General features: G+C 68.7%; 16 protein-coding genes. 8 read left to right on the top strand and 8 right to left on the bottom strand.

The genetic code is table 11. The annotated features are described in order from the left end of the window. Positions 1–101 precede the first annotated feature (101 nt). Positions 102–662 (top strand): peptide-methionine (S)-S-oxide reductase MsrA, encoded by a 561-nt coding sequence (msrA, locus tag PQB87_RS14500; protein WP_041492935.1) that lies wholly within the window; start codon positions 102–104, stop codon positions 660–662. Positions 663–696: 34 nt separating this feature from the next. Here the strand turns inward: msrA and PQB87_RS14495 are convergent, their stop codons facing one another. From PQB87_RS14495 to pdxH, 3 genes are all read right to left on the bottom strand, one after another. Further along, positions 697–1,986, bottom strand: a complete 1,290-nt coding sequence (locus PQB87_RS14495; RefSeq protein WP_489242240.1) for a DUF72 domain-containing protein — start codon at positions 1,984–1,986, stop codon at positions 697–699. Positions 1,987–2,009: 23 nt separating this feature from the next. Next, positions 2,010–3,230 (bottom strand): class I SAM-dependent methyltransferase, encoded by a 1,221-nt coding sequence (locus PQB87_RS14490; protein WP_489242238.1) that lies wholly within the window; start codon positions 3,228–3,230, stop codon positions 2,010–2,012. 121 nt (positions 3,231–3,351) lie between these two features. Next, complete coding sequence (gene pdxH / locus PQB87_RS14485; RefSeq protein WP_489242236.1) at positions 3,352–3,996, bottom strand: pyridoxamine 5'-phosphate oxidase; 645 nt, start codon at positions 3,994–3,996, stop codon at positions 3,352–3,354. Positions 3,997–4,124: 128 nt separating this feature from the next. Between pdxH and PQB87_RS14480 the strand changes: the two genes are divergently transcribed. Further along, positions 4,125–4,982 (top strand): tRNA threonylcarbamoyladenosine dehydratase, encoded by an 858-nt coding sequence (locus PQB87_RS14480; RefSeq protein ID WP_489242234.1) that lies wholly within the window; start codon positions 4,125–4,127, stop codon positions 4,980–4,982. 144 nt (positions 4,983–5,126) lie between these two features. Here the strand turns inward: PQB87_RS14480 and trxA are convergent, their stop codons facing one another. Both trxA and PQB87_RS14470 read right to left on the bottom strand, forming a co-directional pair. Beyond that, complete coding sequence (gene trxA, locus PQB87_RS14475; RefSeq protein ID WP_059484357.1) at positions 5,127–5,975, bottom strand: thioredoxin; 849 nt, start codon at positions 5,973–5,975, stop codon at positions 5,127–5,129. A gap of 52 nt (positions 5,976–6,027) precedes the next feature. Beyond that, positions 6,028–6,909, bottom strand: a complete 882-nt coding sequence (locus tag PQB87_RS14470) for a pirin family protein (RefSeq protein WP_021162553.1) — start codon at positions 6,907–6,909, stop codon at positions 6,028–6,030. A 263-nt stretch (positions 6,910–7,172) separates the two neighbouring features. On the opposite strand from PQB87_RS14470, the gene PQB87_RS14465 reads away from it, so the two are divergent. Then, on the top strand, positions 7,173–8,051 hold the full coding sequence (locus PQB87_RS14465; RefSeq protein ID WP_489242847.1) for an EamA family transporter: 879 nt from the start codon (positions 7,173–7,175) through the stop codon (positions 8,049–8,051). A 72-nt stretch (positions 8,052–8,123) separates the two neighbouring features. On the opposite strand, the gene PQB87_RS14460 is transcribed toward PQB87_RS14465, so the two are convergent. Then, complete coding sequence (locus tag PQB87_RS14460; protein WP_048024927.1) at positions 8,124–9,650, bottom strand: N-acetylmuramoyl-L-alanine amidase; 1,527 nt, start codon at positions 9,648–9,650, stop codon at positions 8,124–8,126. After that, positions 9,632–10,186, bottom strand: coding sequence for a tRNA (adenosine(37)-N6)-threonylcarbamoyltransferase complex ATPase subunit type 1 TsaE (tsaE, locus tag PQB87_RS14455; RefSeq protein WP_048024926.1), 555 nt, complete (start codon positions 10,184–10,186; stop codon positions 9,632–9,634). The genes PQB87_RS14460 and tsaE overlap by 19 nt, the downstream gene beginning before the upstream one ends. Before the next feature lie 17 nt (positions 10,187–10,203). On the opposite strand from tsaE, the gene queG reads away from it, so the two are divergent. The 3 genes from queG to xerD all read left to right on the top strand — a co-directional run bounded on the left by queG (position 10,204) and on the right by xerD (position 12,909). Further along, positions 10,204–11,427 (top strand): tRNA epoxyqueuosine(34) reductase QueG, encoded by a 1,224-nt coding sequence (gene queG, locus PQB87_RS14450; protein WP_174416066.1) that lies wholly within the window; start codon positions 10,204–10,206, stop codon positions 11,425–11,427. A 64-nt stretch (positions 11,428–11,491) separates the two neighbouring features. Continuing rightward, the gene (locus PQB87_RS14445; protein WP_021162558.1) at positions 11,492–11,959 is read left to right on the top strand and encodes a methylated-DNA--[protein]-cysteine S-methyltransferase; all 468 of its coding nucleotides are present in this window, start codon (positions 11,492–11,494) and stop codon (positions 11,957–11,959) included. Beyond that, positions 11,959–12,909, top strand: coding sequence for a site-specific tyrosine recombinase XerD (xerD, locus tag PQB87_RS14440; RefSeq protein WP_489242230.1), 951 nt, complete (start codon positions 11,959–11,961; stop codon positions 12,907–12,909). The genes PQB87_RS14445 and xerD overlap by 1 nt, the downstream gene beginning before the upstream one ends. Before the next feature lie 48 nt (positions 12,910–12,957). On the opposite strand, the gene PQB87_RS14435 is transcribed toward xerD, so the two are convergent. After that, positions 12,958–14,520, bottom strand: a complete 1,563-nt coding sequence (locus PQB87_RS14435) for a class I adenylate-forming enzyme family protein (RefSeq protein ID WP_489242228.1) — start codon at positions 14,518–14,520, stop codon at positions 12,958–12,960. Between the two features lie 261 nt (positions 14,521–14,781). On the opposite strand from PQB87_RS14435, the gene ybaK reads away from it, so the two are divergent. Continuing rightward, entirely contained in the window at positions 14,782–15,273 is a 492-nt protein-coding gene (gene ybaK / locus PQB87_RS14430) for a Cys-tRNA(Pro) deacylase (protein ID WP_042977134.1), read from the top strand. 114 nt (positions 15,274–15,387) lie between these two features. After that, positions 15,388–16,026, top strand: a complete 639-nt coding sequence (plsY, locus tag PQB87_RS14425) for a glycerol-3-phosphate 1-O-acyltransferase PlsY (protein WP_059484351.1) — start codon at positions 15,388–15,390, stop codon at positions 16,024–16,026. Positions 16,027–16,096: the final 70 nt, after the last annotated feature.

Genomic DNA, 16,096 nt, shown 5'->3' with positions numbered 1-16,096 from the left:
GCAGTGCCGTTGCGACCCGCCCCCGGGTGGGCAGCGGCGAGACGGAACGGTGGCGCCGGCGCATGCGTGCCGGCTGCCGACATCAACGAAGGACTGATTTCATGGTGAACGAGATGCTTGAAACCGCGACATTGGGAGGCGGGTGTTTCTGGTGCACGGAGGCGGTGTTTCTCGACGTCGACGGCGTGACGGCCGTCCAGTCGGGTTACGCGGGCGGCCATACGCGCAATCCCGGCTATCGCGACATCTGCGAAGGCGACACGGGCCACGCGGAAGTCGTCAACGTCACGTTCGATCCGGCGCGCATCGGCTATCGCGAGATCCTCGAGATCTTCTTCGCGACGCACGATCCGACCCAGTTGAACCGGCAGGGCAACGACGTCGGCACGCAGTACCGATCGGTCGTGTTCACGCATTCGGACGCGCAACGCGACACGGCGCTCGACGTGATCCGCGAGCTGGAGCGCGAGCAGGTGTTCGGGCAGCCGATCGTCACGCAGGTCGTGCCGCTCGACGGCAACTACTGGCCGGCCGAGGACTATCACCAGAACTATTACGCGCGTAACCCGGGGCAGGGCTACTGCTCGGTCGTGATCGGGCCGAAGCTCGCGAAATTCCGGCAGAAGTTCTCGCACCGGCTGAAGTCGCTGCGCGGCGCGTAAGCGCCGGAGCGGCGGGAGCCGGCGCAAACGGGCGTCAGGCCGCCTCGTTGCGCCACTGCGCGCACGCGGCGGCGATCTCGCGCGCGAGCGCGATGCACGACAGCGGCGCGGAGCCTTCCGCCTTGTTGTTGATCGTGATGATCACCGGCTGCCCGGCCAGCGCATAGCGCGCGGCCAGTTCGGCGAGCGCCGAGCGCGTGGCCGGATCCTCGTCGACGAGCTTGTCGAACGGCTCGTATTTCGCTTTCGCCTGTTCGTACCTGAAGCCGCTGTGCAGGCTCCAGCGCACGATCAGCGGGCCCGGCGCGTCGCCGTCGAGCAGGGCGAGCGCGGCCGCCTGGCGCAGCGCGTCGGGCATCCGTGCGTGCAGGCCGACGCAGTAGCGCACACCGAGCGCGGCGAGCGCGCGGATGAAACGCGGCGTGAGCAGGCTCGCGTCGCGAATCTCGATCGCATAGCGGGTGCCGTCGGCGTCCGGCGGCAGCGGCGGCAGCGCCGCGAAGAACGCGGCGAGCCGGTCGATCAGCGCGGCCGGCTGCGCGAGCAGCTGGTCGGGCAGCGGCGAGAACTGGAACACGAGCACGCCGGCTTTCCGGCCGAGCCCTTCGAGGCACGGCTGCACGAACTCGCGGGTGGCGAGCTGCGCGTCGAGGAAGGTCGGGTTCGGCCCCGACGGCTCGCCGCGCCGGCCGCGGATGACCGCGTCGGTCACGGAGGCCGGCGCCTTCACGACGAAGCGGAAATCGTCGGGCACCTGCTGCGCATAGCGCAGGTAATCGGCGACCGACAGCGGGCCGTAGAACGACCGGTCGAGGCTCACGCTCTTCAGCAGCGGATGCGCGCCGTACGCTTCGAGCCCTTCGCGCGACAGCTTGGTCTGCGCGAAATCGCCGTCGTAGACGATGCCGTCCCAGCCGGGGAAGTACCACGACGACGTGCCGAGCCGAACGTTCGGCGGCAGGCCGGCCGCTGCGTCGGCGACCTCGGGTGCGATCGGCGCGGGCAGCACGCCGCGTCGGCGCCGGCCTTTCTTCAGCGGCGCGGCCGGCGGGGACGGTTCGTCCCACAGCAGGCCGGAAGCGGCAGGCGGTGTTTCGTCGGAAGAACGGGAGCGGGAGCGCGGTGCCGGCTGCGCGTCGTCACGCGCGTCCGGTTTCACGTGTTCGTCGGTGCGGGCAGGCGGGCCGTCGTCCTCGGGCGACGCGCGTGCAGCGTCGGCCGGCACGCCGAACAGGTCGAATTGCCCGTCGGCGTGCGGCGCGTGCGCGTCGTCGTGCTGCTGTCGTTCCGGCGGCCCCTTGCGCCGCGTCCTGCCGTCACCCATGCATGCCCAGCGTGAAGCGCCGCCTAGCGCGGCAGCGCGTGTTCGTACATATAGCGCCGCGACCACGGCAGCGTTTTCGCGCTGCGTCCGGCCTTGCGGCACACGATCTGGAAGATCGACACGTCGTCGTGCTCGAACGCATACGCGCAGCCGGCGAGATATACGCGCCAGATGCGGAATTTTTCGTCGTCGACGAGTTGTCGCGCCGCTTCTGCCTTCGCCTCGAAGTTTTCCGTCCAGATGTCGAGCGTGCGCGCATAGTGCCGTCGCAGGCTTTCGACGTCAATCGCCTCCAGGCCGCCGCGCTGCGCGGCTTCCAGCGCGAGGCTGATGTGCGGCAGCTCGCCGTCCGGGAACACGTAGCGGTCGATGAACTCGCCGCCGCCGAGCGCCGTCTCGCCGCTTTCCGCGTCGGTCGACGTGATCCCGTGGTTCATCGCGATGCCGTCGTCGACGAGCAGGTCATGAATCCGCGTGAAATAGAGCGGCAGGTTCTTGCGCCCGACGTGCTCGAACATCCCGACACTCGTGATGCGGTCGAACTGGCCGTCGATCTCGCGGTAGTCCTGCAGCCGGATCTCGATCCTGTCCTCCAGCCCGGCCGCCTTCACGCGCGCGGTCGCGAGGTCGAACTGGTTCTGCGACAGCGTGACGCCGAGGCACCGCGCGCCGAACTTCTGCGCGGCGCGCAGCACGAGCGCACCCCAGCCGCAGCCGATGTCGAGCAGGCGCTGGCCGGGCTCGAGCTGGATCTTCGTCAGGATGTGATCGATCTTCTTGATCTGCGCGGTGGCGAGATCCTCGTCGCCGTTCTCGAAGTAGGCGCACGAGTACACCATGTTCTCGTCGAGCCACAGCTTGTAGAACTCGTTCGAGACGTCGTAGTGATACTGGATCGCCTTCTTGTCGGTGCTCTTCGAGTGATTGAAGTAGCGCTTCACGCGCGCGAGCTTGCTCGCGCTCGTCACCGTGCTGCGCGCGAGCGAGTAGCCGATGTTGATGATGTCCGACAGCTTGCCTTCGATGTCGATCTTGCCCTTCACATAGGCCTCGCCGAGATTGTCGAGGCTCGGTTCGAGCAAGAGCGGGAGCGCCGACGCGCTGTTCACCTTCAGCGTGACCTGCGGCGCGCTGAAGGTGCCGAAATCGAGTTGATCGCCGTTCCACAGCACGAGGCGTGCCGGTATGTTCGCTTTCGCCCGTACGTCGTCCGCCCACTGTGCCAGCTTCTTTTCCCAGAACATTTGGATTCTCCGTTTGTTCGTTGAATCGAATACAGCCAAGTATCTTGACCGGCGCCCGCCGCTTGCGTGGCGGGCGCCCGGATGCAACACGAGACACGACCGGCGTGCGCCGGCGCCGCGCTTACGGCGACAGGCGCGAGATCGACCAGCCTGACGAAGTGTTGGCGTCGCGCGTATAGAGCAGACGGTCGTGCAGCCGCGACGGGCGGCCCTGCCAGAACTCGATCGAGTCGGGCACGAGGCGGTAGCCGCCCCAGTGGGGCGGGCGCGGCGGGTTGTCGCCGTAGCGTTCGCTGACGGCCTTTTCCTGCGCTTCGAGCGTCGCGCGGCTGTCGATCACCGCGCTTTGCTCGGACGCCCATGCGCCGATGCGCGAGCCGAGCGGACGCGACGCGAAATAGCGGTCGCTTTCCTCGGCGCTGGTTTTCTCGATCCGGCCTTCGATGCGCACCTGGCGCTCGAGTTCGATCCAGTAGAACAGCAGCGCTGCCTGCGGATGCGCGGCGAGGTCGTGCCCCTTGCGGCTTTCGTAATTGGTGAAGAAGACGAACCCGCGTTCGTCGACGCCCTTGATGAGCACGATGCGTGCCGACGGCCGGCCGTCGGGGCCGACGGTCGCGAGCGTCATCGTGTTCGGCTCGGGCAGCTTGGCGGCAAGCGCCTCCTTGAACCAGCGGTCGAACTGGGCGAAGGGGTCGTGGGCGACATCGGCTTCGTCGAGCGAAGCACGCGAATAATTGATGCGGAGATCGGCGAGAGTCGTCATGTTATGCAAACGCTTCAATCTGGAACCATTGTAGCCAACGCGCAAGAAACGTGCGTGCACAGTGGCGCGTGCGAGCGGGGAGTTCAGGCAAAATAGAGGGCTGCACGACTTACGTTTTCCTTGCTGCCATGCCCGCCGCCGACACCGCCCCGCCCAGTTCTTCTGATCTTACCCCGACCCCGGAAATCCAGCTTGACGTGGATCGCGCGCGGCGCTTCGGCGGCGTCGCGCGGCTGTACGGCGCGCCGGCCGCCGCCGCGTTCGAGCGCGCGCACGTCGCGGTGATCGGGATCGGCGGCGTCGGGTCGTGGGTGGCCGAGGCGCTCGCACGCAACGCGGTCGGCACGCTCACGCTGATCGATCTCGACAACGTCGCGGAAAGCAATACGAACCGGCAGATCCACGCGCTCGACGGCAATTACGGCAAGCCGAAGGTGGACGCGATGGCCGAGCGGATCGCGCTGATCGATCCCGCGTGCCGCGTGAACCGGATCGAGGATTTCGTCGAGCCCGACAACTTCGACGCGCTGCTCGGCGGCGGTTTCGACTACGTGGTCGACGCGATCGACAGCGTGCGCACGAAGGTCGCGCTGATCGCGTGGTGCGTCGCGCAGCGTCAGCCGCTCGTCGTGGTCGGCGGCGCGGGCGGCCAGCTCGACCCGACGCGCATCCGGATCGACGATCTCGCACTGACGATCCAGGATCCGCTGCTGTCGAAGGTGCGCGCGCAGTTGCGCAAGCAGCACGGCTTTCCGCGCGGGCCGAAAGCGCGTTTCAAGGTCAGCGCCGTGTATTCGGACGAGCCGCTGATCTATCCGGAAGCGGCCGCCTGCGATCTCGAGGACGGCGCGGAGCCGTCCGCGGCCGCGCACGTCGCGGGGCTCAACTGTGCGGGATTCGGTTCGAGCGTGTGCGTGACCGCGAGCTTCGGCTTCGCGGCCGCCGCGCATGCGCTGCGCGCGATCGCGGCGCAGGCCGCCGGCTGAGCGGGCGACACGCGGGCGCGGGCGCCGGCGCGATGCCGCAGCGCGTGATGCGCGCCGCATGCGATGCGGGGCTGTTGCGCAGTCGGGCCGTTACGTGGTCGGGCTGTTACGCAGCCGGGCCGTTGCGGCCCGGCCGGTCGTCTCTCAGTTGAGCGCCATGCTCAGCTTGCGCCGCCACCCGGCGACGAGGTCCGGGCGGTCGCCGGCCAGCTCGAATACCGAGATCATCGTGCGGCGGCCGAGATCGTCGCCGTACGTGCGGTCGCGCGTGACGATTTCCAGCAACTGCTCCAGCGCCCCTTCATACGCACGCCGCGCGATCAGGCTCTGCGCGAGATCGAAGCGCGCGTCGAGATCGGCCGGGTTGGCCGCGATGCGCGCTTCGAGTGCGTCGGTCGGCGGCAGGTCGGCCGTGGCTTCGAGGGCGTCGAAACGAGTCTTGATCGCCTGGTAGCGCGGGTCGCCGCCTTGCACGGTCTGCGGCGACAGGCGTTCCGTCTCGGCGCGCGCGGCGTCGACCTGGTTGCTCGCGAGCAGCAGTTCGATCAGGTCGAGGCGTGCGTCGTCGAAGCCGGGATTCAGCGCGAGCGCTGCCTCGAGGTGCGTGAGCGCGTCGTCGTGGCGCTCTTCGGCCATCGCGTATTGCGCGGCGCGCCGTTCGGCTTCCTCGGGGGCCGGCAGCAGCCGGTCGAGAAAGGCGCGCAGCTGGCCTTCGGGCAGCACGCCGACGAACTGGTCGACCGGGCGCCCGTCGGCGAACGCGATCACGTGCGGGATGCTGCGGGTCTGGAAGTGCGCGGCGAGTTCCTGGTTCTCGTCGACGTTGACCTTCACGAGCTTCCAGCGGCCTTCGTAGTCGCCTTCGAGTTTTTCCAGCAGCGGGCCGAGCGTCTTGCACGGGCCGCACCACGGCGCCCAGAAGTCGACCAGCACGGGGGCGTCCAGCGACGCCTCGATGACGTCTTTCTCGAATGTGGCAAGCGTGGTGTCCATGTCGTTCTCTTTCGTTCGAATGTCGTCAGGATGGGGGCGGAGCGCCCCTTTTTCAACGCGGCTTCGACTCGGGCAGCGGAATCCACTCGGTCTCGCCCGGCACCTTGCCCATTTCCTGGCGCGTCCATGCTTCTTTCGCGCGTTCGATCGCCTCGCGGCTGCTGGCGACGAAGTTCCATTCGATGAAGCGTTCGCCGTCGATCTTGTCGCCGCCGAGCAGCATCGCGCGCGCGCCGCTGCCGCTCGTCAGCGTGACGGCGGCACCGGGCGCGAGCACGGCCATCTGCTCGGCGGGCACCGGCGTGCCGTCGATCGCGAGCTCGCCGTCGACCACGTAGACCGCGCGCTCCTCGTGCGACGCGTCGAGTTCGAGGCGGCCGCCGGCCGCGAATTCGGCTGCGACATACAGCGTGCGCGAGAACGTCGTGACCGGTGAGCGCAGCCCGAACGCATCGCCGGCGATCACCGTCAGCGACACGCCGTCCTCGTTGCGCTTCGGCAGCGTGTCGGCCGGATGGTGCTCGAACGACGGCTCGGTCGTCTCGTGCGCGCGCGGCAGCGCAACCCAGGTCTGGATCCCGTGCACGGTGTGGCCGTTTTCGCGCTGCGCGTCGGGCGTGCGTTCGGAGTGGACGATTCCACGGCCGGCCGTCATCCAGTTCACGTCGCCCGGCACGATCTCCTGCAGCGATCCGAGGCTGTCGCGGTGCAGGATCGCGCCGTCGAACAGGTAGGTGACGGTGGCCAGACCGATGTGCGGGTGCGGGCGCACGTCGAGCCCCGTGCCGGGCGGCAGCGTGGCGGGTCCCATGTGATCGAAGAAGATGAACGGGCCGACGAGGCGCGCGGCGAGTGCGGGCAGCGTGCGGCGCACCTGCAGGTTGCCGATGTCGCGCACGTGCGGCTTCAGCAGGGCTTTGATCGGGGCGGTCATGGCGGATCCTGTGGGGTGGCGGGGGAGATGCCGGTCATTGTACTGGCCGTCCGCCGCCGATTCCATTCGCGCCGCGCGGGTATCGGGCCGGGTGCCGAAACCCGGTAGACTGACCGGCTTCCCGGGAAAACGCCGGGCCGCCCCGGTATTTTTTGCCCCGCAGGCAGTCCCTTTGGGGGATCGCCTCCTCGGGCGCCTGGCGCAAAGCGACAGGGCTCGAGAGCACCTTGCACAACGATTCGACAATCGAGGAGACGCCGATGATGGCCCCGAAGGACTTGCTGCTTGCGCTGATCGTGATTCTGGCGTGGGGCGTGAACTTCGTCGTGATCAAGGTCGGCCTGCACGGCATGCCGCCGATGCTGCTCGGCGCGCTGCGCTTCACGCTCGCGGCCGTGCCCGCCGTGTTCTTCGTGCGCCGGCCGCAGATTCCGTGGCGCCTGCTGGTGCTGTACGGCGCGACGATCCAGCTCGGCCAGTTCGTGTTCCTGTTCACCGGCATGTACGTCGGCATGCCGGCCGGCCTCGCGTCGCTCGTGCTGCAGTCGCAGGCATTCTTCACGCTCGTGTTCGCGATGCTGTTCCTCGGCGAGCGGCTGCGCATGCAGAACCTGCTCGGGCTCGCGATCGCCGCGGGCGGGCTCGTCGTGATCGCGGCGCAGGGCGGCCGCGCAATGACGCTCGCGGGCTTTCTGCTGACGATCTGTTCGGCCGCGATGTGGGCGTTCGGCAACATCGTCACGAAGAAGGTCGGGAAAGCGAACCTCGTGTCGCTCGTCGTGTGGGCGAGCCTCGTGCCGCCCGTGCCGTTCTTCCTGCTGTCGCTGTGGTTCGAAGGGCCGCAACGGATCGCGACCGCGCTCGCCGGGCTGAACGGGGCGTCGATCTTCGCGGTCGTCTATCTCGCGTTCGTCGCGACGCTGCTTGGCTACGGGCTCTGGAGCCGCCTGCTGTCGCGCTATCCGGCCGCGCAGGTCGCGCAATTCTCGCTGCTGGTGCCGATCGTCGGCCTGGCTTCGTCGGCGCTGCTGCTCGACGAGCATCTGACGCGCGCGCAGCTGATCGGCACGGCGCTCGTGATGGGCGGCCTCGCGGTGAACGTGTTCGGCGGGAAACTGATGCGCCGCTTCGCGGCATCGTGACGCGCCGGCACGCGCTACGTGCCGGCGGCGGGGCGGGGTGGCCGAGTATGGCTGGATACGGCCGTCGGGCCGTCAGGCCATCCGGCTCTTCGCGAGCGGCGGGTTCGCGGCGAAATAACGCTTGATGCCGCGGAAGATCGCGTCGGCCATCTGGTCGCGATAGCTGTCGTCGTTCAGCCGGCTCTCCTCTTCCGGGTTGCTGATGAACGCGGTCTCGACGAGGATCGACGGAATGTCGGGGGCCTTCAGCACCGCGAACCCGGCCTGTTCGACCGAGCCCTTGTGCAGCTTGTTGATGCCGCCGACTTCCTTCAGCACGTAGTTGCCGTAGCGCAGCGAGTCGCGGATCTGCGCGGTCGTCGACATGTCGAACAGCGCGCGGTTCACGGCCGCATCCGCCGTCTTGATGTTGATGCCGCCGATCAGGTCGGACGAATTTTCCTTGTTCGCCATCCAGCGCGCCGCGGCGCTCGTCGCGCCGTGATCGGACAATGCGAACACCGACGAGCCGCGCGCGGACGGCGTCGTGAACGCGTCCGCATGGATCGACACGAAGAGATCCGCGCCCACGCGGCGCGCCTTCTGCACGCGCACGTTCAGCGGCACGAAGAAGTCGGCGTCGCGCGTCATCATCGCGCGCATGTTCGGCGCGGCGTCGATCTTCGCGCGCAGCTTCTTCGCGATGTCGAGCGCGATGTGCTTCTCGTACGTGCCGCCGCCGCCGATCGCGCCCGGATCCTCGCCGCCGTGGCCCGGATCGATCGCCACCGTCAGCAGGCGCACGGTGCCGCCCTTGCCGGATTTCGGTGCGGTGAACTTGTAGGTGTCGCCGTCGTCGTCGCTGTCGTCGCGGCGCGCGATGACCGGCGGCGGCTTGACGGCCGGCTTCGCGGGCGTCGAAGGCGTGCCGGCGGCGGGCGGCGTGTGCGGCGTGGCCGGCGTGTTCTGCGCGAAGCGCTGGAAGAACGCATCGCTGTTGTCGCCCGCGGCGGGCGGCGGGGTGCCCGGGCCGGCCAGCGTGGACGGCGGCTGCATCTGCTGCGCGCGCGCGGAGTCGTTGAGCGCCTGTTCCTTGCGTTCCGTCTGCGCGATCAGGTCGGACAGCGGATCGGGCGCGACGGCCGGATACAGGTCGAACACGAGCCGGTACTTGTAGGCGCCGACCGGCGGCAGCGTGAACACCTGCGGCTTCACCGAACCTTTCAGGTCGAACACCATCCGCACGACGTGCGGCTGATACTGGCCGACGCGCACCGACTGGATCTGCGGATCGTTCGGCGCGATCTTCGACACGAGATCGCGCAGCGCCTGGTCGAGATCGAGGCCGCTCAGGTCGACGACGAGGCGGTCGGGACCCTGCAGCAGCTGTTGGGTATTCTGCAGCGGCTGGTCGGATTCGATCGTGACGCGCGTGTAATCGCGTGCGGGCCACACGCGCACGCCGAGCACCGACGACGCGTGCGCGAGCCGCGGCGCGACGAGACCGAGCACCAGCGTCGACGCGCCCGCGCGCAGGATCTGGCGACGCCGCCAGTTGTGCGTCGCGGTGGCCGCCGATTCGATCGAGCGGAACGGTTTGATCAACATCTTTCGAGACATGCCTTTCCTGAAGCGCTGTACGCCCGGACGGTGAGGACGCGGCCGTCGCCATCCACGTCGAGCGAGAAAACCAGATCGGGTACGCCGAGCAGCGTGCCCGCCTGTTGTGGCCATTCGACGAGGCAGATCGCGCTGGAATTGAAATATTCGCGAAAGCCTGCGTCGGACCATTCGGCCGGATCGTTGAAACGATACAGATCGAAGTGATAGACCTCGAGTTCCCCATCCTCGCGTTCGAGTGCGTACGGCTCGACGAGCGTATAGGTCGGGCTGCGCACGCGCCCCGTGTGGCCGAGGCCGCGCAGGATGGCGCGCACGAGGGACGTCTTGCCCGCGCCGAGGTCGCCGACCAGCTGGATCTGCAGCCCGTCGAATGCATGCGCGCGGGCGAGCTCGGTGCGCGCCGCGTCGAGCGCGTGCGCGAAGCGGGTGCCGAAGGCCTCGGTCGCCGCTTCGTCGGCGAGCGCGATCACGCGCTCCGCGAGCAGGGCGGGCAGCATGGCGTCGTGAGGCGGTTGGCTGGGCGTGGCTGGCATTCTCGTAAAATAGTGCGATGAACCGATTACCGGAACTCGCCGCATCCGACAGGCCTTCGACTCGTGCCGAAGGCGCGGCACCGTGCGCGCTCGACGATGCGGCGTTGACTGCGCTCGCCGCGCGCATCAGGGCGTGGGGGCGCGAATTGGGTTTCGGGGCGATCGGCATCAGCGATACCGATCTCTCGGATGCCGAAGCAGGCCTCGCCGCCTGGCTGGAAGCCGGATACCACGGCGAAATGGATTATATGGCGAAACATGGGATGAAACGCGCGCGTCCGGCCGAACTTGTGGCCGGTACGCGACGCGTGATCTCCGCGCGGCTCGCCTATCTGCCGGCCCAAACACTCGCTGACGGTGCGCCCGGTGCACTCGTGCCGCACGACTGGCGCGCGCGCGAACGGGCCCGGCTCGACGATCCGCAGGCGGCCGTCGTGTCGATCTATGCGCGCGGCCGCGACTATCACAAGGTGCTGCGCAACCGGCTGCAGACGCTCGCCGAGCGCATCGAGCAGGCGATCGGCGCGTTCGGCTACCGCGTGTTCACCGATTCGGCGCCCGTGCTCGAGGTCGAACTCGCGCAGAAGGCCGGCGTCGGCTGGCGCGGCAAGCACACGCTGCTGTTGCAGCGCGATGCGGGTTCGCTGTTCTTCCTCGGCGAGATCTACGTCGACGTTCCGCTGCCGACCGACGCGCACACGTCGCCCGACACCGCGCCCGAGACGCCCGGCGCCCACTGCGGCAGTTGCACGCGCTGCATCGACGCATGCCCGACCGGCGCGATCGTCGAGCCGTACCGCGTCGACGCGCGCCGCTGCATCTCGTACCTGACGATCGAACTGAAAGGCAGCATCCCCGAGCCGCTGCGGCCGATGATCGGCAATCGCGTGTACGGCTGCGACGATTGCCAGCTCGTGTGCCCATGGAACAAGTTCGCGCAGGCCGCGCCCGTCGCCGATTTCGACGTGCGGCACGGCCTCGACCGCGCGACGCTCGTCGAGCTGTTCGCGTGGGATGCGGACACGTTCGATACGCGAATGCAGGGCAGTGCGATCCGGCGCATCGGCTACGAAAGCTGGCTGCGCAATCTCGCGGTCGGGCTCGGCAACGCGCTGCGCGCGGGTGAGGACCGGCTCGCGCCGCAGGCGCGCGAGGCGATCGTCGACGCGTTGCGCGCGCGGGCCGACGATCCGTCGCCGGTCGTGCGCGAGCATGTCGAATGGGCACTGCGTGCCGCGTGAAGGCGGCGTAAAGTGTCGTCGGCGCGCGGTGCTGCCGCGTGCATCCATCGGTCAGGAGAGGGCCATGTTCAATGCAGTCATCGACGCACCGTTCGGCAAGGTCGGCATCCGCACGGATGCCGCGGTGGTGCGCGAGATCGTCTATCTGCCCGAATCGGTGAAGCCGGTCGATCCGGATACGCCGCTCGCGAAGCGCGCGGTCAAGCAGATCGAACGTTACTTCGCGCGCGCGTCGGCGCGCTTCGACCTGCCGCTCGCCGAGGTCGGCAGCGCGTTCCAGCACCGCGTGTGGGACGTGATCAGCGATATCCCGCCCGGCACGGTGCTGACCTACGGCCAGGTCGCGAAGCGGATCGGCAGCGCGCCGCGCGCGGTCGGCCAGGCGTGCGGCGCGAACTACTTCCCGCTCGTGATCCCGTGCCATCGGGTCGTCGCGGCGGGCGGCCTCGGCGGTTTCGCGAACCACGACGACAACGGGTATTACCAGAAAGTGAAGCGCTGGCTGCTGGCGCACGAGGGCGTGCCGTACTGATGAGTGAATCGCTGATTTCCCCCGAAGCCGACGGCGATGCCGCCGCGGCGTCCCCCGCGCTGCTCGCGAGCCGCGCATCGATCGACGTGTTTTGCGATGCGCTGTGGCTCGAGCACGGGCTCGCACGCAACACGCTCGAGGCTTACCGGCGCGATCTGGTGCTGTTTTCCCAATGGCTGGCCGCGACCCACGACACGTCGCTCGATTCGGTCGACGAAGCGATGGTGACGGGCTACATCGCCGCGCGCAGCGACGGCAAGGCGACATCGTCGAACCGGCGGCTGTCCGTGTTCCGGCGCTATTACGGCTGGGCCGTGCGCGAGCATCGCGCGAGCGCCGACCCGACGCTGCGGATCTCGTCCGCGAAACAGGCGGCCCGGTTTCCGTCGACGTTGTCGGAGGCGCAGGTCGAGGCGCTGCTCGGCGCGCCGGATATCGGCACGCCGCTTGGCCTGCGCGATCGCACGATGCTCGAGCTGATGTATGCGAGCGGATTGCGCGTGAGCGAACTCGTGACGTTGAAGACCGTCGAGGTCGGGCTCAACGAGGGCGTCGTGCGCGTGATGGGCAAGGGCTCGAAGGAGCGGCTCGTGCCGTTCGGCGAAGTCGCGCACGGCTGGATCGAGCGCTATCTGCGCGATGCGCGGCCGGCGCTGCTCGGCGCGCGCGCGGCCGACGCGCTGTTCGTGACCGCACGCGGCGACGGGATGACGCGCCAGCAGTTCTGGAACATCATCAAGCGTCACGCGCAGCACGCGGACGTGCGCGCCCACCTGTCGCCGCACACGCTGCGGCATGCGTTCGCGACGCACCTGCTGAACCACGGCGCCGACCTGCGTGTCGTGCAATTGCTGCTCGGTCACAGCGACATCTCGACCACGCAGATCTATACGCACGTCGCGCGCGAGCGGTTGAAGACGCTGCACGCGCAACACCATCCGCGCGGTTAGCGCACGTTTCGCTGCGCAGGCCCCGGTGCGCGTACCGGCCTGCCTGCGTCAGACCAGCTCGCGCAGCTTGTGCTTCAGCACCTTGCCCGTCGATGCGGCCGGCAACGCGTCGAGGACGCGGATATGTGCGGGGCGTTTGTAAGGCGCGAGCCGCTCCGCACACCATGCGTGCAGCGCCGCTTCGTCGGCGGTCGCACCGGGCACCCGTTCGACGAACGCGAGCACTTCCTCGTTGCCTTCGACCGCACGGCCGATGACGGCCGCCTGCACGACGTCAGGGTGCGCGTTCAGCACCTGCTCGACTTCGACCGGATAGACGTTGAAGCCCGAGCGGATGATCAGCTCCTTGCTGCGACCCGCGATCGTTACCGCGCCGTCCGCCTCCTGCCGCGCGAGATCGCCGGTGCTCAGCCAGCCGTCCGGCGACACGGTCGCGCGGGTGGCGTCCGCGTTGCGGTAGTAGCCGAGCATCACGTTCGGCCCGCGTACGCGAATCTCGCCGACTTCGCCGGGCGGCACGTCGGTGCCGTCCGGTGCGACGATCCGCATCTCCACACCGGGAATCGGCACGCCGACCGAGCTGTCGGTGCGTGGCGCGTCGAGCGGTGTCTGCGTGATCGTCGGGCTGCTCTCGGTCATTCCGTAGCCGTTGTGCAGCGGCACGCCATACAGGCGCTCGACGCGTGCCTTCAGGTTCGTGTCGAGCGGCGAGCCGCCCGAATACGCGAAGCGCAGGCGCGGTGCGTGCCATGCGTGGCCGTGCGTGTGCAGGTGTTCGAGCAGCTTCGCGTGCATCGCGGGCACGCCCTGAAAGATCGTGACGCCTTCGTCGGCGAGCGCGACGCGCACGGCTTCCGGCGAGAAGCGCGGCGCAAGCCGCAGCGTCGCGCCCGCGTACAGGCTGCCGAGGCAGACCGACGCGAGCCCGTACACGTGCGACACGGGCAGCACCGTGTAGACGACGTCGTCGGGCGACACGCGGCGCAGCGCGCTCGACGTCGCCGCGATGAACAGCAGGTTGCGATGCGACAGCATCACGCCTTTCGGCGTACCGGTCGTGCCGGTCGTATAGATCAGTGCCGCGCATTGCGCGGCGCCGTCGGCGGCAACCGGTTCGCCCGGCGCGCTGGCGTCGACGCGATACGACCACGCGCCGATGTCGACCGGCAGTGCGCCGGCAGGTGTCGCGCCGTGCCGCGCGGCATGCGTGCGTGCGTCAGGCGATACGTCGGTGGTGAACGCGATCAGCTTCGGGCGCGCGTGCGCGGCGATCGCGTCGAGTTCGCCGGCCGACAATCGCGCGTTCGACACGAGCGCCCACGCGTCGAGGCGGGCGACCGCGAACAGCAGCACGATCTGCGCGACGCAGTTTTCGGCGACGATCATCACGCGGTCGCCGCCTTGCACGCCGAGGCCGGCGAGCAGCGCGGCCGCCGCATCGACGGCTTGCGACAGGTCGCCGTACGACAGCCGGCGTGCGTCCTCGATCAGCGCCGGATGCTCGGGCGCCTGGGCGGCCCGGCGTGCGGGCACGTCGGCGATGCGGCGGGGCAGCGCGGCGAGCAGTGCATCGACGTCGAGCGGCTCGGAAGAACGGAGGGGCGAGGACATGGCGTCTCCAGAAAAGGGGCGGGCGGCGGCCGACGAGGTTGGCGAACGATCGTGCCATGACGGCGCGTGCGCCACAATCGGCCATTCGGGCAATAGCGCTTCGCGATGTCCGCAATGATGATGGACGGAATCGCTGCGGCGACGCAGCAGGCCGCCCGGCGGAAAACGGGCCGCGAGTATACCGCCGGCGCGGGTGCGAGGGCCCAAGCGCCGAAGGGCGCGATTGCGCGCCAGCCGGTCGTTCACCATTAAAATGCCGCCATGAGCAAATCCAGACACGTGTCCGAAACCCCTGCCACCCAGCTGTTGCGCCGCCACGGCGTGGCGTTCGGCGAGCATCCGTACGACTACGTCGAGCACGGCGGCACCGGCGAATCGGCGCGCCAGCTCGGCGTCGACGAGCACAGCGTCGTGAAGACGCTCGTGATGGAAGACGAGCACGCGAAGCCGCTGATCGTGCTGATGCACGGTGACCGCACGGTATCGACGAAGAACCTCGCACGGCAGATCGGCGCGAAGCGCGTCGAACCGTGCAAGCCCGAGGTCGCGAACCGCCATTCGGGCTATCTCGTCGGCGGCACGTCGCCGTTCGGCACGCGCAAGACGATGCCCGTCTACGTCGAGGAGACGATCCTCGAACTGCCGACGATCTACCTGAACGGCGGCCGCCGCGGCTACCTCGTCAGTCTCGCGCCGGCCGTGCTCACGTCGCTGCTCGGCGCGCAGCCCGTACAGTGCGCCAGTGTCGACTGAGGGTTTCACCTTCGTGGCAGGCCGCGCCCGTTCGGTAGAATGGGCGCCGTTTCGGCTTGCGGGCTTGCCGCGCAGCCGTCCCTTTACCGATACGTTGAAAGAAGAGTCCACCGCATGCAGATCCTGCTCGCCGCCCTCGTTGCCTACCTGATCGGTTCGGTGTCGTTCGCCGTCGTCGTCAGCGGCGCGATGGGCCTGGCCGACCCGCGTTCGTACGGGTCGAAGAATCCCGGCGCGACCAACGTGCTGCGCAGCGGCAACAAGAAGGCCGCGATCCTGACGCTCGTCGGCGATGCGTTCAAGGGCTGGATTGCTGTCTGGCTCGCCCGCCACTTCGGCCTGCCCGACGTCGCGGTCGCATGGGTCGCGATCGCCGTGTTCCTCGGTCACCTGTATCCGGTGTTCTTCCGCTTCCAGGGCGGCAAGGGCGTCGCGACCGCAGCTGGCGTGCTGCTCGCCGTGCACCCGGTGCTCGGGCTCGCGACTGCGCTCACCTGGCTGATCGTCGCGTTCTTCTTCCGCTATTCGTCGCTCGCGGCGCTGGTGGCGGCCGTGTTCGCGCCGGTGTTCGACGTGTTCCTGTTCGGCACGGGCCACAACCCGGTCGCGTGGGCCGTGCTCGCGATGAGCGTGCTGCTCGTGTGGCGTCACCGCGGCAACATTTCGAAGTTGCTGGCGGGGCAGGAGAGCCGGATCGGTGACAAGAAGAAGGCGGCCGCGGATGGCGGCGCGCAGGACGGCGGCAAGGCCTGAGAAGGCGCGGCGCTTGCCACACGCCGGGCGCGCCGCGTGTGCGGGGCCCGGCAGGATGACGTGACGGATC

The sequence above is a fragment of the Burkholderia sp. KL41 genome (assembly GCF_057005415.2).
The sequence above is the reverse complement of the archived record's forward strand: the minus strand, read 5'-3'. Positions and strand labels throughout refer to the sequence as shown.